The sequence below is a fragment of the Bradyrhizobium sp. MOS003 genome, from assembly GCF_003020125.1.
GTDB lineage: Bacteria > Pseudomonadota > Alphaproteobacteria > Rhizobiales > Xanthobacteraceae > Bradyrhizobium.
In genome coordinates, this window is sequence record NZ_PYFW01000007.1 from 198,210 (window position 1) to 215,984 (window position 17,775).

The 17,775-nt window shown below is 64.3% G+C and carries 16 protein-coding genes, 2 tRNA genes and 1 pseudogene; 13 read left to right on the forward strand and 6 right to left on the reverse strand.

Translation table 11 applies throughout. The features are described from left to right. Positions 1 to 41: 41 nt before the first annotated feature. Positions 42 to 560 (reverse strand): FecR domain-containing protein, encoded by a 519-nt coding sequence (locus C7G42_RS26785; RefSeq protein WP_199581163.1) that lies wholly within the window; start codon positions 558 to 560, stop codon positions 42 to 44. Between the two features lie 657 nt (positions 561 to 1,217). Here C7G42_RS26785 and C7G42_RS26790 point away from each other — a divergent pair. Then, entirely contained in the window at positions 1,218 to 2,309 is a 1,092-nt protein-coding gene (locus C7G42_RS26790; protein WP_199581164.1) for a DUF2778 domain-containing protein, read from the forward strand. A 61-nt stretch (positions 2,310 to 2,370) separates the two neighbouring features. Here the strand turns inward: C7G42_RS26790 and C7G42_RS26795 are convergent. Together C7G42_RS26795 and C7G42_RS26800 are read right to left on the reverse strand one after the other, a co-directional pair. Next, a pseudogene (locus C7G42_RS26795) lies at positions 2,371 to 3,194 on the reverse strand (SDR family NAD(P)-dependent oxidoreductase). Between the two features lie 22 nt (positions 3,195 to 3,216). Then, positions 3,217 to 4,050 (reverse strand): MurR/RpiR family transcriptional regulator, encoded by an 834-nt coding sequence (locus C7G42_RS26800; RefSeq protein WP_106951925.1) that lies wholly within the window; start codon positions 4,048 to 4,050, stop codon positions 3,217 to 3,219. A 134-nt stretch (positions 4,051 to 4,184) separates the two neighbouring features. Between C7G42_RS26800 and C7G42_RS26805 the strand changes: the two genes are divergently transcribed. From C7G42_RS26805 to C7G42_RS26835, 7 genes are all read left to right on the forward strand, one after another. Further along, entirely contained in the window at positions 4,185 to 5,480 is a 1,296-nt protein-coding gene (locus C7G42_RS26805) for an ABC transporter substrate-binding protein (protein ID WP_245427966.1), read from the forward strand. A 105-nt stretch (positions 5,481 to 5,585) separates the two neighbouring features. Further along, positions 5,586 to 6,506 carry a branched-chain amino acid ABC transporter permease gene (locus tag C7G42_RS26810; RefSeq protein WP_106951926.1) on the forward strand — a complete coding sequence of 307 codons (921 nt, stop codon included), beginning with the start codon at positions 5,586 to 5,588 and terminating at the stop codon, positions 6,504 to 6,506. A 3-nt stretch (positions 6,507 to 6,509) separates the two neighbouring features. Further along, positions 6,510 to 7,553, forward strand: coding sequence for a branched-chain amino acid ABC transporter permease (locus C7G42_RS26815; RefSeq protein ID WP_106951927.1), 1,044 nt, complete (start codon positions 6,510 to 6,512; stop codon positions 7,551 to 7,553). Beyond that, positions 7,550 to 8,293, forward strand: a complete 744-nt coding sequence (locus tag C7G42_RS26820; RefSeq protein WP_106951928.1) for an ABC transporter ATP-binding protein — start codon at positions 7,550 to 7,552, stop codon at positions 8,291 to 8,293. The genes C7G42_RS26815 and C7G42_RS26820 overlap by 4 nt, the downstream gene beginning before the upstream one ends. Further along, positions 8,290 to 8,991 carry an ABC transporter ATP-binding protein gene (locus tag C7G42_RS26825; protein ID WP_106951929.1) on the forward strand — a complete coding sequence of 234 codons (702 nt, stop codon included), beginning with the start codon at positions 8,290 to 8,292 and terminating at the stop codon, positions 8,989 to 8,991. Before C7G42_RS26820 ends, C7G42_RS26825 begins: the two co-directional genes overlap by 4 nt. Beyond that, positions 8,992 to 9,657, forward strand: a complete 666-nt coding sequence (locus C7G42_RS26830; protein ID WP_106951930.1) for an ATP-binding cassette domain-containing protein — start codon at positions 8,992 to 8,994, stop codon at positions 9,655 to 9,657. A 95-nt stretch (positions 9,658 to 9,752) separates the two neighbouring features. After that, complete coding sequence (locus tag C7G42_RS26835) at positions 9,753 to 11,189, forward strand: NAD-dependent succinate-semialdehyde dehydrogenase (protein ID WP_106951931.1); 1,437 nt, start codon at positions 9,753 to 9,755, stop codon at positions 11,187 to 11,189. A gap of 117 nt (positions 11,190 to 11,306) precedes the next feature. Here C7G42_RS26835 and C7G42_RS26840 read toward each other — a convergent pair whose 3' ends face one another. From C7G42_RS26840 to C7G42_RS26850, 3 genes are all read right to left on the reverse strand, one after another. Next, positions 11,307 to 12,656, reverse strand: a complete 1,350-nt coding sequence (locus C7G42_RS26840) for a caspase family protein (RefSeq protein ID WP_106951932.1) — start codon at positions 12,654 to 12,656, stop codon at positions 11,307 to 11,309. Between the two features lie 108 nt (positions 12,657 to 12,764). After that, on the reverse strand, positions 12,765 to 13,394 hold the full coding sequence (locus C7G42_RS26845; protein WP_106951933.1) for a glutathione S-transferase family protein: 630 nt from the start codon (positions 13,392 to 13,394) through the stop codon (positions 12,765 to 12,767). Positions 13,395 to 13,405: 11 nt separating this feature from the next. Further along, positions 13,406 to 13,999 (reverse strand): cysteine hydrolase family protein, encoded by a 594-nt coding sequence (locus C7G42_RS26850; RefSeq protein ID WP_106951934.1) that lies wholly within the window; start codon positions 13,997 to 13,999, stop codon positions 13,406 to 13,408. A 130-nt stretch (positions 14,000 to 14,129) separates the two neighbouring features. On the opposite strand from C7G42_RS26850, the gene C7G42_RS26855 reads away from it, so the two are divergent. The 5 genes from C7G42_RS26855 (at position 14,130) to lepB (ending at position 17,705) form a co-directional block, all read left to right on the forward strand. Beyond that, on the forward strand, positions 14,130 to 14,969 hold the full coding sequence (locus tag C7G42_RS26855; protein ID WP_106951935.1) for a LysR family transcriptional regulator: 840 nt from the start codon (positions 14,130 to 14,132) through the stop codon (positions 14,967 to 14,969). Positions 14,970 to 15,162: 193 nt separating this feature from the next. Continuing rightward, positions 15,163 to 15,232, forward strand: a tRNA-Phe gene (locus C7G42_RS26860). Positions 15,233 to 15,237: 5 nt separating this feature from the next. Beyond that, positions 15,238 to 15,305, forward strand: a tRNA-Asn gene (locus C7G42_RS26865). Between the two features lie 337 nt (positions 15,306 to 15,642). Next, entirely contained in the window at positions 15,643 to 16,794 is a 1,152-nt protein-coding gene (locus C7G42_RS26870) for a slipin family protein (RefSeq protein ID WP_106951936.1), read from the forward strand. A 161-nt stretch (positions 16,795 to 16,955) separates the two neighbouring features. After that, positions 16,956 to 17,705: a signal peptidase I gene (lepB, locus tag C7G42_RS26875; RefSeq protein ID WP_106951937.1), complete on the forward strand. Its 750-nt coding sequence runs from the start codon at positions 16,956 to 16,958 to the stop codon at positions 17,703 to 17,705. Positions 17,706 to 17,775: the final 70 nt, after the last annotated feature.

The window sequence follows — 17,775 nt, forward strand, 5'->3', positions numbered from 1 at the left end:
TATTGACCAAGTCCTATTGACCAAGTCCTATTGGCCAAGTCCTATTGGCCAAGTCTTGCCATGAGGGCGTCGATGCGCGGCTGGCCCCACTGCTTCACCGTCAACGGCCCGGTCGCTTCCACGTCGACGCCTTCGCCGGGGCCCAGCACGACGCCGCGCCCACGTGCCCTGTGGCTGACGCCGACACGACCGTCGGCGACGAAGACGGAGGTCTTGGCCTCAGCGACATCGACGGCCCATCGGGTGCCCCGCACCGCGGCAATCGCCTGCGGCGTCAGCACCTTGAACGGATTGCCGCCCGGCTTCCTGGGCACTTCGATCAGCAGGGCTTTGCTGCTCAACTCGACGGAGTCAATATGTCCGTCGCGGTTGGCGTCCCTTAGTTCAAATCTGGCGCCGTTTTCCGCGACGATGGTGATACCGTTGTCGCAGCGCCAGGTTTGCGTGCCCGCGGCCGAGGCCGACGATGTGCAAGCTGCATTGGCAGGCTGCGCGGCTGCGAATCCCATCAACGACGACCACGCCAGAGCAAAATATCCGGCGCGCGCGAACCTTCTCATGCCAGCCTCCGTTTGCATGCCCGGCACAATTCAAGGCGATGTTGATACGGTACCGTATCACACGCAGAGGCTGCTGAAAAGTGCCGCTCCACCAGCTATTTTCTCATCCCGGCCTTTTCCAGAGAGGTGCGATCAACTTTCGGTCAGGGGCGAGTGCGTGCGCATCCGAACGCGCTGTGTGATGCGCCTGACCTTGCCCGGCCTTGCTTGCGTCACTCGCGCCCGGTTGGGAAGGCCAGTGCACCAGCCTCGCGCAACGCTTCCCCGCTATCTTCCGGGTATCGATGGCCACGAAAACGACTTGGTTGGGTGGCCCTAGAGAGGTGTCCGGAGGAGCCGGCTCGCTGCGCCGATCCGGCCGAGAATTATGGTTAACAGACCCGACTAAGTCCGTAGTTCCGCGGGCTTTTTTCTCGAAATGGGACGACTTGGCCAATTGCCCTACATCCGCCCGAACTTAATCCGCATTTAACTAAAAGTCGCCTTAATGACGCTCCGACCCTCTGCGAAATGCTGTTCCCGGATCGTGACCAGCGGCACTTTGAAGGGGGACTGAGTGACACCGTCCTGGACGCAAGGCGAATGAGTACGAGTATCGCTGCGCAGAGTAACGCGGCACGGAAGTCCAAGAGAAATTCGCGGAATTCTTCCCGAAAAATGACGACGACCAATTGGCTCGGCGCCGCGGCCATCGGCTGCGTCGTGATGGGCGCCGGCTGGACCATCTACAGCAACGTCTTTGGCGCGAGCGTCTATCCGACCGTCGGCAACACCGGCTATGACGCGCCGGTGCTCAAGCGTACGCCCAAGGTCGCGCTGCGCGAGGCCGGCGACGCCATCAAGGACGCTTTTGCGCTCCTGCCCGACCGGTTGCAGGTCGCCGCCCCGATCTCGCGTGAGATGTTCAACGAGCGCTTTGCTGCGGCTGCGACCCAAGGCGTGGCATCGAACGCCTCCAGCGCGGCGCCGGCAACTCAGGTTGCCGTGGCCAAGGACGCACCGAAGCAGAGCGTGATCGCGAAGGTCGCGGAAGCGCTGAAGCCGTCGGCCCCGGCCAAGATGGCCGAGAAGGCGGCTGACAAGGCTGCCGACAAGTCCAAGCGCACTCCGGATGCCCAGATGCAACTGGCCTCGGCCGATCCGGCGCAGATCGTGCCGGCGCCCGAAGCCAAGAAGTCGTTCGCGGATCGCGCCAAGGCAGCGGTGATGTCGATCACCGGTCCGCGCCAGTCGATGGTCGAAAAACTCTGGGGCAAGCGGGAGCCGTCCGGCGGGCTGCTGGCCTATGCTTCGGCCGATGCCAGCGTGACCGCGTCCATCGCGCCGAAGGAGCAGAACCCGATGTTCGGCGGTGCGCCGCCCTACGAGCGGGACACCGCGGTCTACGATATCACCGCCAAGACGGTGTATCTGCCCGACGGCACCAAGCTCGAAGCGCATTCCGGCCTCGGCTCCAATCTCGACGATCCGCGCTCCCAGCGCACGCGCATGCGCGGCGTGACGCCGCCGCACATCTACACGCTGAAGCCGCGTGAAGCGCTGTTCCACGGTGTGCCCGCATTGCGCCTGACACCGGTCGGCGGCGAGAGCGCGATCTACGGCCGCGACGGGCTGCTTGCCCACACCTTCATGCTCGGGCCGAACGGCGATTCCAATGGCTGCGTGTCGTTCAAGGACTATTACGCTTTCCTCGATGCCTACAAGAACAAGGGCATTCGCAAGCTCGCGGTGCTGGCGCGGGTGGAGTGAGCTCAGCCTATTTGAGATGATTCAAAAGGGCCGCTCCGGAGCGGCCCTTTTCTTTTCGGCTTCAGCCCGGCCAGCACTGCCCGCCGCCATCGATCCTCAGCACCTGGCCGGAGACGAAGGCGCCCATGGGGCCGGCAAAGAACTCGACGACGCGCGCGACCTCGTCGACGGTCGCGATGCGGTCGAGGGTGCCGCTCTCGACCATCCGGTCAGGGTCCACCGCGCGCGTGCCGAGGAAGCGGCTGGTGCGGGTATCGCCGGGCGCGATGCAGTTGACGGCGATGTCGTAGGGGCGGAGTTGGTCGGCAAGGCATCGCGTGTAATGGGTCACGCCGGCCTTCGACACTGCGTAGATCGAACCCTGGGTGCGCCCCTTGAAAGCGGCGACCGAGCCGAGCGTGACGATGCGGCCGCGTTTCCGTTCCATCATTCCCTTCGCAACCGCCTGACAGGTCAGGATGGTCGAGAGCAGATTGCGCTCCAGCACCGCACGCACATCTGCCTCCTTGATGTACACCGCGTCGTTGGGGTCGGGCTTGCCGCCGGCAGCCGCGATATCCCCGCCGGCATTGTGGACGAGAATGTCGATCGGGCCGAGCGAAGCCTCCGTCTCGGCGATCACCCGCGCGATGTCCTCGCCTTGGTGAGATCGCCGAGCACCCGCTGGCTGCGCACGCCAAATTGCTGGCCGATCTCCGCGGCCACCGCGGTCAACGTGGTGCCCTCGCCATATTCCGCCGGCCCGTTCTCGCGCATGCCGTGGATGGCGACATCAGTGCCGAGTGCGGCGAGCTTCTCCGCAAAGGCGCGGCCAAGCCCGCGGCCTGCGCCGGTCACCAGCGCGACCTTGCCGGCAAGAATCTTCGTTCCGTCATGCGATGCCATGATCTTCTCCTGTTATGAAAGGTCAGTCTGCCGCGAGGTCGAGGCCGATCGCCATCGCCTGCACCAGACACATCGGTGCCACCAATGTGCGCAGCGCCGGCTCCGGCATGTCCTGGATCTCGAACACCACGCGCGCGCCCTCGACGATCGGGCTCAAGAGGCTGTCGGTGATGGAGATCGCGGGCACGCCGCGCGCGACGAGTTCCGGAAACAGCCGGGCCGTATCCGGATAGTAATTGCGGAAGCTGATCGCCACCAGTGCGTCGTCCACGGTCGCTGCGTGTGATTGCTCATGAATGCTGCCGCCGGTACCGTCGAGCAGGACGACGCGACGTCCAAGCTTGCGCAAGACATAGGCGAGGTGGGTCGCGACCGGAAACGAGCCGCCGAGGCCGAGCAGATAGATGTCGCGCGCCTTGGCAAGGATAGCGGTTGCCGCATCGAGCTCGCGTGCATGCACGGACTGGCTCAGCGTCACCAGCGACGATTGCGCTTCCGAGACGAAGCGCGACAGCACCGCCGCCGGCTGGCGGCCGAGAACCGACTTCTCCTCGCTCTTCATGCGGGCGAGCCGTGCCTTGTAACTTGGCGCCACGCCGGCGACGAGGCGGGTTCGGAACACCTGCTGCATCTCGGTGAAGCCGCCGAAGCCCAGAGCATGAGCGAAGCGAACGATCGCCGACGGCGGCACGCCCGAGCGTTGCGCAACCTCGGCGACGGTGCCGAGCGCAACGTCGGTCGGATGATCGAGCACGAACTCGGCAATCTGCTGCAGCCGGCCGGACAGCGCCCGGTGACGCTGTGCGATCGCGCCGCGCAGCTCGTCATAACTCATGGCGCCGGACGCCTTGTTCATCGGTCGGTCTCCAGATCGGTCGCCTCTTTAACGGCATTTCAGCGTTTGGATCAAATATTCTACTTTACAACATAAATGGAATGAATATTCTAACTTCACAAAAAAGCAAAAGACTTCGAAAACGGGAGGAAACGATGAGAGGGCGTCAGATCTCACGGCGGAGCGTTTTGAAGGGCAGCCTGATGGCCAGTGTCATCGGCGGCACCGGCAGCTTCTTCGGGCCGTGGAAAGAGAATCACGCGTGGGCCCAAGGCGCGGCCAAGCCAATCAAGCTCGGCCTGACCTGTGATGCCAGCGGCCAATATGGCAACAGCGGTCAGGATGATTTCCGCGGCATCAAGATGGCAATCGACGAGTTCAACGCCAAAGGCGGCGTGCTCGGGCGACAGGTGACGTTCATCACAGCGGACACCGAGACGACGCCGGCCACCGGCAGCCGCGTCGCCGAGCGCTTCATCACCCGCGAGGACTGCACCATCCTGATCGGCGCGCTGCATTCCGGCGTCGCCAACGCGATCACCCAGGTCGCGAGCAAATACGGCGTGATCTATATGAACACCAATTCCTCCGCGCCGAGCGAGGCCGGGGAGAATTGCTCGCGCGTCAAATTCGTCTGGGACGGCAACGGCACCAATTTCTCCAAGGCGTCGGTCAAGAACTCGGTCGATTCCATCGGCAAGAACTGGATGCTGCTGACCAACGACTATGTCTGGGGGCACACGACGTCGGCCGCGACCAAGGCGCAGGTCGAGGCGGCCGGCGGCAAGATCATCGACAATCTCCTGGTGCCGCAGAACACCCGCGACTTCACCGCTTATCTGCTGAAGATCCAGCAGGCGAAGCCCGACGTGGTGGCAACCGCGATCGGCGGAGACGACATCAAGGCGCTGCGCGAGCAGGTGGCGCAGCTCAAGCTCGACGGCAAGCCCGCCTGGATCAACAACCAGCAGGACTGGCCCGACGTGTGGGGCGCGCCCGACAGCCTGTTCGGCGTGTTCGGGACCACCTGGTATCACAAGCTGCAGCTGCCCGGCGTCGCCGACTTCGTCAAGAAGTGGCAGGCCGCTAACAAGGACGGCCCGATCCCGGTGCCGGGCAATGTCTCCTACAACGGCTACATGTCGACGCGCGAATTGCTGCGCGCGATCGAGCGGGCGGGGTCGACCAACAACGTCAAGATCATCAAGGAACTCGAGAACCTGAAGGTCTCGGCGACCGATCGCATGCAGCATTTCGACGCCTACATGGATCCGGTGACGCACCAGATGCAGCAGACGATCTATCTGGCGCGGCGTAACGCCAAACCGGCGGACAATACCGACCTGTTCGAGATCATCAGCTGGACCGAGCCAAAATCGGCCGCCGATGACGCTGCACCCGGCAAGTGCAAGCTCACGCCTTATGAGCAGGTGCCGACCGTCGACTCCTAGAGACGGCGCGTCACGTCGCAGACCGGGCGGCGCGCAGTCTCGCGCGCCGTTCGCCCGGGCCATCCATGCCCCGGGTCGGAAACGCCTGTTGCGAGAGCCAAAACATTGTTTGATCTTCTTCCGCATCTCCTGAACGGACTCACACTCGGCCTGCTGTTCGCGCTGATCGCGCTCGGCTTCATGCTCATCGTCGGGCTGATGGAGCAGATCAACCTTGCGCATGGCTCGTTGTTCGCGCTCGGCGCCTATGTCGCCATGCAGCTCACCGGACCGCGCCCGCCACTGCCGGCCGATCTCGCCAAAGTCTGGCTTACGCTACCGCTCGGTTGGCGCTACGCCGCGACGCTGGTCGTTGCGCCCGTCATCGTCAGCCTCGTCGGCATGCTGATCGAGCTCTGCATGCGACGCACCTACGGCAAGGACCCGCTTTATGGTCTGCTCCTGACGTTCGGCGCTGCGATGGTGATCGAGGAGATGATCCGCCTGGTCTGGGGCACGCGGGACTACGTCCTGCAGGTGCCGTCCGCCATCAATGGCGGCTTCATTTTCAATGATCTGATCTGGTCGACCTATCGCTTCTACGCGGCGGGCATCGCGGCGGGAATCATCGGCCTCGTCTGGCTGCTGATCGAGAAGACCTCGTTCGGCGCTACCGTGAAGGCCGGTGCGCATGACAGCGAAATCGTCCGCGCGCTTGGCATCAACCTGTCGCGACTGCGGCTGCTGGTTTTCGTGTTCGGCACCGTGCTGGCTGCAATCGCGGGCATCATCGTCGCGCCGATCTGGGGAATTCGCCCGCATATGGGCGTCGATGCCGTCATCCCCGCGTTCCTGGTGATCGTGCTCGGCGGCGTCGGAAGTTTCTGGGGCGCCGTCGTGGCCGGATTGCTGGTCGGACTCTGCGTCGGCCTTGCCGGTGCCTACGCGTCCGAATGGTCGCTGTTGTCGATGTATATCCTGCTCGTTGTCGTCGTGACGTTCCGCGCGCGCGGCCTCTGGGGCAAGAAGAGCGTGCTCGAGGCCTAGGGAATGATGGTTGGATCGAAGTCTTCTTCCGAGGCCTCACGCCTCGTCACGCCGACGATGCTGGTGCTCTGGCTCGTGCTTGCAACGGTGCCGCTCTGGATCACGCGGATCGGGCTCTACCCTTATCTCGGGATCGAGATCCTGATCTGGTCGCTCTACGCACTGGCATTCAACCTGGTGCTGGGTACGGCCGGACTCCCGTCGTTCGGGCATGGCGCCTATTTCGGCATCGGCGCCTACGCGTTCGGGCTCTGCCAGTTCGACATTGTCGCCAACCTCTGGATCTGCCTCGTGGCGGCCGCGCTGGCCGCGGGGCTCGCCGGCGCGTTGGTGGCATTGTTCATCTCGCACCGGCGCGGCATCTACTATGCTTTCATGACGATCGCCTTCGGTCAGATATTCTGGACGTTGGCCATCAAGTCGCACCGGATCACCGGCGGGGAGGACGGTCTGCTCAAGATCAAGCGGCTGCCGGCCGATTTCGGGCTGGTGTCGTTCGACCTCACCGACAACGTCGCCTTCTACTATTTTGTCCTCGCGGCTTTCGCCGTCGGTGTTGCTGCGCTGTGGCGCCTGGTGCATTCGCCCTATGGTCGGGTGGTCGCCGCCATGCGGCAGAGCGAAACCCGCGCGGCTCATCTCGGCTATAATGTGTGGCTCTACAAGGCATCGATATTCGCGCTGTCGGCCGCCGTGTCCGGTTTTGCCGGTGGGCTGTTCGCGATGGCGCAGCTTGCCGCATTTCCTGATGTCATGAGCCTGCATCAGTCCGGCTATGTCGTGATGATGACGCTTGTCGGCGGCGGCCTCGTCAGCTTCTGGGGACCGGTGATCGGCGTGTTCCTCTTCCTCACCGCGCGCGATGTGATCGGCGCGCTGACCAATGCCTGGATGCTCTATTTTGGCCTCTTGTTCATCGCGATCGTGCTGTTCCGCCCCGAGGGCATCGCCGGCGCGATCTCGGCCGCCCTGCAGCAGCATTCCCTGAATGCCCTGCGCCAGCGTGGTACGTCCGCCATGCGGCTCCTGGTTGGAGGCGGGCGATGAGCATGTTGGAGGCCGCGGGCGTGCATGTCCGCTTTGGCGATCGCGTGGTGCTGGAGAGCGTCGATCTCGCGGTGGCCGAGGGCGAGTTTCACGGGGTGATGGGGCCGAACGGTGCGGGCAAGACCACCTTCTTCAACGTGCTGACCGGACGCGTGAAGCCGAGCCGCGGCAAGGTCCGCCTCGGCGGCGAGGATGTCACGGGCCTCAGCCCGCACCGCATCGCCGCCAAGGGTATCGCCCGCTCGTTCCAAATCATGACGCTGTTCGACGAATTCTCCGCCCGTGACAACGTCATGATGGGCTTGCCCGAGTTCCGCGCGCGCGGCCTCGACGTCGTCCATGCGGTGGCAGGGGATCGCAGATTTGCCGAGCAGGCCTCCGAGGCGCTCGCCGCGGTCGGGCTTGTGGAGAAGGGCGATGTCCGTGCGAAGGACCTGTCCTACGGCGATCGCCGCGCGCTGGAGATCGCGGTGGCGCTCGCGCAGGCGCCGCGCGTGCTTTGCCTGGACGAGCCAACCTCCGGCCTCGGCTCCGACGGCGTGCAGCGGCTGGCTGCCCTGATTGCCCGCCTCAAGGGCAAGCTGACCATCGTCGCCATCGAGCACGACATGGAATTCCTGTTCTCCCTCGCCGATCGCATCTCGGTCATCCATTGGGGCCAGGTGGTCGCGCGTGGCACGCCGCACGAATTGCAACAGAATGATTGGGTTCGGCGCTCCAACCTCGGGAAATTCGCATGATCCTCGAAGTCGATGGTGTAGATACCTTCTACGGCGAGACCCAGGCGCTGTTCGGCGCCTCGCTCGCCATCGAGCGCGCAAAGGTGTGTGCGCTGCTCGGGCCGAACGGCGCCGGCAAGACCACCATGCTCCGCTCGATCCTCGGGCTGACGCGTCCGCGCCGTGGCGCCGTTCGCTTCGACGGGCATGACGTCACGCGCCATCCGACTCACGAGATCGCGCGTGCCGGCATCGGCTGGGTGCCTGACGACCGACGGCTGTGCCCGACCTTGTCTGTGGCGCGCAATCTGGCGATTGCGCAGAAGCGGACGCGGTTTCGGAATTGGTCCCTGAAGGAGGCGGCTGCGATCTTCTCGCCGCTCGAATACCTGATGGAACGTGACTGCGAAAACCTGTCAGGCGGTGAGATGCAGATGGTTGCGATTGCGCGCGCCCTGGTCGGCTCGCCCGGGCTGGTCCTGTTCGACGAGCCCAGCCAGGGCCTTGCGCCGAAGATCGTCGGCGACGTGCTCGCGACCATCGTGCGGATGAAGGACGAGGGCATCGCCTCGCTGGTCGTGGAGCAGAATGCCGAGATCGCGCTGTCGGTCGCCGATCATGCTGCGGTGATCGACCGCGGCCGGATTGTCTGGACCGGCGAAGCCGCGCTGCTGCGCGACGATCGCGCCCTTCGTCAGCGCTTGCTGGGAGTCCAATAAGTGGCCGCACCGATGCTCGTTCTCGATGACGTTCGCAAGGTCTACACCAGGGGCCGCGTCATCCGGCGCCCGACATTCACGCTGCAGGCAAACCTGTCGCTGGACGAGCCCGGCATCGTCGGCGTGGTCGGTCCGAACGGCGCCGGCAAGACCACCCTGTTCGAGATGATGACCGGCTCCAATGCGCCGACCTCGGGCCGCGTGCTGGTCGCCGGCACCGACATCCACGGCGTCAAATATCGGGAGCGTGATCGGCTTGCGATTCACTACCACCAGTCCTATCAGGTCAGGCGCTTTCGCAAGCGTATCCCGTCCGCCTTCCTGACGCCGTCGCCGACGAAGATGCCGCTGGTTCATCTGTTCGATGAGCCGCAGTTCAACCTGCAGGACGGCTATATCGGCTTCATGCTCGATTTCTTCCGCAAGCTGCGGGACGAGGGCAGGCTGGTGATCCTCTGCATGCATCCGACGGCGGCCTGGCACCTGGACATCCTCGCCGACATTGCCGAGCGATTTCTGTTCGTGGCCGGTGGCGGAGTGGCACAGATCGCGGATTTTCGCGGGCTGGTCGCCGAGCCCAGTTTCCGCACCTATCTCGGGCCGGAAATGACACGGGCCGCAGACGCCCTTTGTCAGGGCAGCGTTGCAGGTAAATTTGACGCGTGAGGTGACGGGGCGCCCTGTGCTAAGGGTCTTGCCAGATGGGGTCCCATCGTCCACCCACTTCAATTCCAACGATAAGCAACAACAGGGAGAGACCGTTGGCTTACGCGAACACTGAGCTTTTCATCGGCGGCAAATGGCGTCCGGCCCAATCGGGCAAGGTCATTGAGGTCGTCAATCCCGCGACCGAAGAAGTGATCGGCACCGTCGCCCATGCCGAGAAGGCCGACCTAGACGAGGCGTTGGCTGCGGCCGCCGCTGGCTTCAAGGTCTGGCGCAATGTCGCACCGTTCGAGCGCTGCCGGATCATGCGCAAGGCTGCCGCGATCATGCGTGAGCGCAACGATGAGATCGCGCTGCTCCTGACCATGGAGCAGGGCAAGACGTTGGCCGAAGCCAAGATGGAAGCCATGGCCGCAGCCGACGTGATCGAGTGGTTCGCCGAGGAAGCCAAGCGCGCCTATGGCCGGGTGATCCCCGCCCGCGGGCCCGGCATCTACCAGCTCGCGATGAAGGACCCTGTCGGCCCGGTCGCCGCCTTCACGCCCTGGAATTTTCCGATCAACCAAGTCGTGCGCAAATTGTCTGCCGCGCTCGGCGCCGGCTGCTCAATCATCGTCAAGGCGCCCGAGGAAACCCCGGCCTCACCCGCGCAACTCATCCGTGCGTTCGCGGACGCTGGCGTCCCCGACGGTGTCATCAATCTGGTCTACGGCGTTCCTGCCGAAATCTCCGAATACCTCATTCCGCATCCGGTGATCCGCAAGATCTCCTTCACGGGCTCGACCAATGTCGGCAAGCAGCTCAATGCGCTCGCCGGCCTGCATATGAAGCGCGCCACCATGGAGCTCGGCGGCCATGCGCCGGCGATCGTGTTCAAGGATGCGGACGTCACTTCGGCCGCGAAGATCCTGGCGGCTGCGAAGTACCGCAACGCCGGACAGGTCTGCATCTCGCCGACCCGCATGCTGGTGCAGGACGACGTGTTCAAGGAGTTCGTCGAGAAGTTCGTCGACGGTGCCAAGGCGTTCAAGGTCGGAAATGGCCTCGATCCCGACTCCAAGATGGGCTCGCTCGCCAATCCGCGCCGCGTTACCGCGATTGAAGGCATGGTGCAGGACGCGGTCGGCAAGGGCGCCAAGCTCGAGACCGGTGGCAAGCGTGTCGGCAACAAGGGCTACTTCTTCGAGCCGACCGTGGTGAGCGACGTGCCCAAGGATGCGCGCGCCATGAATGAGGAGCCGTTCGGCCCGCTGGCGCTGATTTCGCGCTTCTCGTCGTTCGACGAAGTGGTCGAGGAAGCGAACCGGCTGCCGTTCGGCCTTGCCTCCTACGCCTTCACCAGTTCGACCAAGACCGCGACCGCGATCGGTTCGGCGGTCGAGGCCGGCATGATGTCGATCAACAGCTTCGGCCTCGCATTGCCCGAAGTGCCGTTCGGCGGGATCAAGGATTCCGGCTACGGCTCGGAAGGCGGCACCGAGGCCATGGAAGCCTACTTCAACATGAAGTTCATCACCCAGACGGGCGTGTGAGCGATCGTCCCGTAGCCTAGAGCATGATCCGGAAAAGCGCGAAGCGGTTGTCCGAAAAGATCATGCGCAAACAACAGTCTAAAGCGCGGTGACGTTTCATCCGAAACTCATAGCGCTTTAGCGCTTGACGAAAATCAGGTTGCAGGGACGCGCCTCGTTGCGCTTGCCGCTGCCGCGGTTGCGATCGAACTGCGCATCGATCGTGAAGGCATAGGGAGAACCGGGCGCAAGGTCGTTGAGCGTGTAGGCGCTTGCCCCCGTTGTCCCTCGCGCGCTCAGGGTGGTCTTGCCGTCGGCCGGGATCTGACCGTCTATCTCGAGGCGATTGGCGCCGTCTCTGACCTGCGCCTCGGCGTGAAACACGCCGTTGGTGACGGTGCCGGAGAGGGGTCTGGTGTAGCCCTGCGCCTTGCCGGAAGCCGGGCAATTCAGCGTAACGTCCCAGCTGCCGTCGAAATCCTTACCGCCGCCGGCCCGGCTGTTGCTCGCAGGCGCCAGCGCCACCTTCTGCTTCAAGCTCTCGATCCGCGCCTTGGCGAGACTGGCGAAGCTGCAGCCGGAAAATCGCGTCAGATGGTCCTCGAAGGCGCTGACGGTGCCGATGGTGTCGGCAGCCTTCCAGTGAGCCTCCGCGGATGCACAAGGGTCGGCCCGCGGCGCGGCTTGCGGAGCCCCGGGTGCGATCGTGACCGACACCGGTCCGTTCAGGTAGAACTTGCCGATGATCGACAGTGACAGCTCCGGCAGCTGCGTCTTGCCGCTGGCATCATAGACGTCGCTGCTGATGTCGCGAAAGATGTCGCCGATCTCGTGCGGCTCCTCGATGTGCTTCAGGAACGCGGTCGTGTAGGGGCTGTTGCGGCCGGCGCCGTCGGCTGCGACCTGTCCCGATTGCGTCGAGAACGACACGATGGTGCCGCGCGGCGCTTCGACCTTCGACAGGCCACGCCCGACCGAGGCGGCCCGCGTCGCAGAGCGCTTGAGAGTTTCCGCCAGCGGATTGTCGCGGCAGGAATCGAGCACGAGGATGCGCAGGTTCTTGGCCTGCTGCAGATCGTTCACGATGTCGTCGACCCGAACGAAACGCTTGAGGTCGGCCTCATCGGTCAGCGCGGCGTCGACAGGCATCAGATAGTTCACGCCGTTGTACTGCATCGCGTGGCCGCTGTAATAGAATATGGCGACATCGGCTCTGCTCGCGGCGCGCGCGAAGCGGATGGTCAGGTCCTGCATGTCGGCCTGACGCAGGTCGATACCCTGGATCACTTCGAAACCGCTGCGCTTGAGCGAGCTTGCGACGTCCTCGGCATCGTGTGACGGATTGGGAAGTTGGGCGGTGGAGCTATAGGCGCCGTTGCCGATCACCAACGCGACCCGCGCGTCCGCAAAGACGGAACCAAGGCCAAGCCAGTAGGTGAGGAGAGCCAAACAGAATCTGGGCAGGTCACTTCTAAAAAAGAGGCGCATGAAAGCCGTCCGGGAAAATTGAAAAATATCCCGTCAGATTAGCGCATGCCGCGCCGACTTCAATGCCCTCGCGATCGCGCTTCCAAATTTGGCAGCCGTGGCATCCTGTCACGCCGCGAGGGTTTTGCGGAGCGCCATCTCCGTTGCGACCGCCTCCCGCACGGCCGGCCGCGCCTGCATGCGCGCGAGATAGGCCGAAAGGGACGGCCACTGCGCGATGTCGACGCCCGCGGGACGCAGCAGCAGCAAGACCCAGGCGAGATTCGCATCCGCCACGGTGAAGCTGTCGCCGATGAGGAATTCGCGCTCCGCCAGATGCGCTGCCGGCACCGACAAGGTCTGTGTGATCCTCGCACGCGGCTTGGCGAGCGAGCCGTCGTCCTTGTACCAGAAGGTCGGAAACAGGAACGCCTTGTGGATCTCGGCGCCGACGAAGCTCAGCCATTCCTGCAGCCGATAGCGATCGGGATCGCCGAACGCCGGCGCAAGGCCCGCCTTCGGATTCAAATCTGCGATGTATTGCAGCACCGCCGCGCTCTCGGTCAGCCGCTCGCCGTTCTCCAGCACCAGAACCGGCACCGCGCCCTTCGGCGACACGTCGCGGAAATCGCTTCCGTCGTCCACCACCTGCTTGGTCCAGATATGGGCGAGGTGATACTGCGCCTCGATACCGGCCTCCATCAGCGCGATGCGGCTCGAGAGCGAGCAGGCCATCGGAAAGAAATAGAGTTGCAGCATCGTATGCTCCGTCAGGCCAGCGCTTCGCCTTGCGTGATGATCGCGAAGCGATCCGACAGCTCGGCCAGCGCGACCTCGTGAATCGTCCGGGCATCCAGCGTGCCGCCGTGGCCATCCGGCAGGTCGCGGGTCGCGCAGGCATCGGCCGCGATCGTCGTGCGCAGGCCGAGGTCGAGCGCGGCGCGGGCGGTCGAGGAGATGCACATGTGGGTCATGAAGCCGGCGAGCACGATGTTCTTGCATCCGGCCGCGGCAAGCCGGGCTTGCAGATCGGTGCCGGCAAAAGCGTTCGGCAGCGCTTTCTCGATGACGGGCTCGCCTGCGAGTGGTGTCAGGCGATCGACGATCGCGCCACGCGCGGCCTCGCGATCAAACAGGCCGCCGGCGCGGCCCTTGTGCGCGACATGGATGATCGCAGCGCCGCTCTCCCGGGCCCGCGCGAGCAGGCGCGCCGCCGCGGTGATTGCGGGCTGCGCATCGGGCAGGGCCAGCGGGCCGGCGCAATATTCGTTCTGAAGGTCGATCAGCACGAGGCAGGCCTCGTTGAGCTTCGGCGGATTGAGATCGGCGCCGGAGAGTTCGAGCAGGGTCTTGGGAGCGGTCATGTCGGCAGGCCTTCCAGGCATATCGGATGACACCACACTAGCGCAGTATGGGGCTGCCATTGTGCAGGACTATTGCCAGCTTATGGCTGCAGAATTGCAGGGGACAGCGAGCCCTGCTAGGCTCGCCGCCATGAACTGGGACGATCTGCGCATCATCGCTGCCGTGAGAGACGAGGGCACCTATGCCGGCGCCAGCGCGCGGCTGAGCATCGACGAGACCACGGTTGGCCGCCGCCTCGCGCGCATCCAGCGCGATCTCGGCGTGCCACTGTTCGATGCCGTGGACGGGCTGCGGCGGCCGACGCGCCATTGTGAGGCGGTGCTCGAGCATGTCGGCGCGATGGCCGCCCATGTCGCGGCGATCGACCACATCAAGGAGAGCCAATCCGGCCCGGTCGGCCGCCTGCGCATCGCCTCGACCAATGCGGTCGCTGAAGAGCTGCTGGCGCCGCACGCGAGCAGCTTCCTGCGCGATCATCCCGGCCTGACCCTGCAATTCCTGACCTCCAGCGGCAACGTCAAATTCTCGCGCTGGCAGGCCGACCTCGCCATTCGCCTGCGCAAGCCGGAGAAGGGTGACTTCACCATCTCCAAGCTCGGTGAGGTCAGGCTGTATTTCTTCGAGCCCGCCGACCGCATCGGCGGCGAGCCCGTCGCCTGCGTCTATCCCGATGAGCTCGACACGATTCCGGAGCAGCAATTCCTGCGGGCGAAGCGGCTGACCAACGTGCGCTGCATCACCGACAATGTCCGCATCATCAGGACCATGATCCAGTCGCATCAAGTCGTCGGCGTGCTGCCCGAGCACAGTTGCGAAGGCCTGCTAGCGGACCGCAGCCTGCGCGCGACGCTGCTGCCGAGGCGGCGCGATGTCTGGCTCTTGGTGCAGAACCACCTCAAGCGCGATCCGGCGACACGCGTGACGATCGACTGGGTGAGGGCGTGTTTTCAGGATACGTCTCGCGTTTAAGGTCACACCGCATTGTGATTATCGCGTCACAGTTTGTCCTGCGTGATTAAAAATCTTGAGCCGCCCTCTTGCAACCCGAAGGTGCTTCGTCTATTAGCGCCAGCCTTCGCTAGGCCATGGGTTCGGGCTCTCTGAGATCCCGACTGGCGCGGGCCGGTTTCCGGTTTCGTGTTCCGCCGAATGAAGGGCAAACGCAGGACGTAGCTCATGGAGAGCGTCGGGCTGAACACCCGAAGGCATCGGTTCGATTCCGGTCTCTTGCACAAAGGATAGCTCAGTTTGGTAGAGCAGATGACTGTTAATCATCGTGACGCGGGTTCGAATCCCGCTCCAGCGCTACGGGTCAGCCTGAAAAACTGACACCTCTGAGGAGGACCGGACGCGCGCTTCAGTTGCCGTCCGGCCGCATTGCTCAAAAGGCTTTCGTCCGAACAACGACACTGTGAGACCGGCTTTGCGCCGCGGGTAGATACCGCTTGCGCTGATGCCGGGTGGCTCCGCATGACCGCTCGACACGCGTCGGGCGATCGCGCGCGTGCACCCGTCGTCATGCAAGCTCAAGCCCCGGTCCGCCGATTTCCGCAGGAAGCGTCGTCCGCGTCCTCACTTCCTTTGCGAACGAAACCCGCAATCCGACCGCGTTCGGCCGGATGCAAATGATGGAGGCGTTGCCATGACCTGGCATTTGCTGACGACCACGATCACCGTGAAGGACGGTGAGCGCGCACTACTGACGCGAAACGGCCAGCTCGAGCGTGTGCTCGCGCCCGGTCGGCATCGACTGTTCGATCTGCGCAACGAGCTGACGGCCACCGTGTACAACGTCGTGGGGACCGAATTCCCTGCGGATCGTTACGCGGTGCTGAAGGCCGCGCGGCCCGATCTGGCCGCCGAGCTGTTCGAGGCAGTCGAAACCAAGGCGGACGAGATCGCCATCGTCAGCCTCGATGGCCGGCCCGTGCATCTGCTGACGCCCTGGCAGGTGCGCGTCTACTGGAAGGTCGTGACCGGCATCGATGTCGAGCGCGTCGATGTGTCGGGCGATCCCCGGATCGACGCGCGGCATCTGGGCATGATCGAGCGCAACCGTTCGGCGGTATCGTCCGAGACGGTGGTCGAGAACCATGAGGCGGGCCTGCTCTACGTCGAGGGTCGGCTCGTCGAGCGGCTCGCGCCCGGTCGGCACGCCTTCTGGACCGTCGGTCGCAAGGTCGAGGTGAAGCGCCTCGACCTGCGGCCCCAGGCGGTCGAGATCACCGCGCAGGAGATGCTGACCAAGGATCGCATCGCGCTGCGGGTGACGCTGACGGCGTTCCGCCGGATCGTCGATCCCGAGCGCACGGTGGCGACCGTGCCCGACGTGGATGCGTGGCTGTACCGCCTGGTGCAGTTCGCGATCCGCGAGGCGGTGGCGGGCCGGACGCTGGACGAGGTGCTGTCTGCGAAGGCGGCGCTGGATGCGGAGCTGCGCGACTATGTTCGCGCACGCGTCGCGGAGTCCGGTGTCGAGGTCACCGAGCTCGGCGTCAAGGACGTGATCCTGCCCGGCGAGATCCGGGAGCTGGTGAACAAGGTGGTGGAGGCGGAGCGGGTCGCGAAGGCGAACCTGATCCGCCGGCAGGAAGAGACCGCGGCGACGCGTTCGCTTCTGAACACCGCCCGCCTGATGGAGGAGAACCCCCTGCTGCTGCGGCTCAAGGAGCTGGAGTCGCTGGAGCGGCTGGTCGAGAAGGTCGGCCGCATCGACCTCCATGCCGGCAACGGCGAGGGCCTCGATGCCCTCCTGACCCGGCTCGTGCGCCTGAAAGCGCCCGAGAGCGCATGAAAACGAGGGGCCGCCCACGGGCGGTCCTTCACACATCCGTTGTCGTCGCTTGCAGTGAACGCGGAACCGCTCCTGTGCGACCAAAATCACGGACGTGGGATTGCGCGCCCGCGAAGGTTGCGTAATCTCGCGATAACCATTTCTTTGATCAGGGCAGGCGCATGACGATTGTTCAGGACACCATCCGGCCGCCGGCGGCGCGATCGCGGGAGTGGAAGGTGATCGTCATCCTGATCCTGCTGGTCCCGGTGCTGTGGTCGCCGCTGATCCTGCTTCGCTTCGCCCTGTATCAGCCGTTCAGCATCCCCTCCAATTCGATGGTGCCGACGCTGATGGTCGGCGACTATGTCTTCGCCGCCAAATATGCCTATGGTTACGGCCGGTATTCCTTGCCGTTCGCGTCGTCCTGGATCTCGCGCCGCGTCTTTGCTGCCGATCCGGAATATGGTGACATCGTCGTGTTCCGGACGGCGAAAGACAATTCGACCGACTACGTCAAGCGCGTGATCGGCCTGCCCGGCGACCGCATCCAGATGCTGCAAGGCCAGCTCTTCCTCAACGACAAGCCGGTGACGCGGGTTGCGCTGAAGGAGACGCCAGCCGGTTCTGCCTGCGGGGTGGATGACGACGCAACGGTCAAGCGCTGGCGAGAGACGCTGCCGAACGGTGCGAGCTACGTGACGTACGACTGCGTCGACAACGGTTACCTGGACAACACCAACGTCTTCACGGTGCCGCCGGGCCACTTCTTCGTGCTCGGCGACAATCGCGATAATTCCACCGACAGCCGCATGATGTCGGCGTTCGGTTTCGTGCCGATGGACAACCTCGTCGGCAAATTGACGCGCATCTTCTGGTCGCTCGATGAAGACGGCGAGCCGCGCTTCGAACGGTTGGGGAGGGTGGAGTGAGGCGGCGGGACTCTCCTCCGTCATTCCGGGGCCATGCGCAGCATCGAGCCCGGAATCCATAACCACAGGC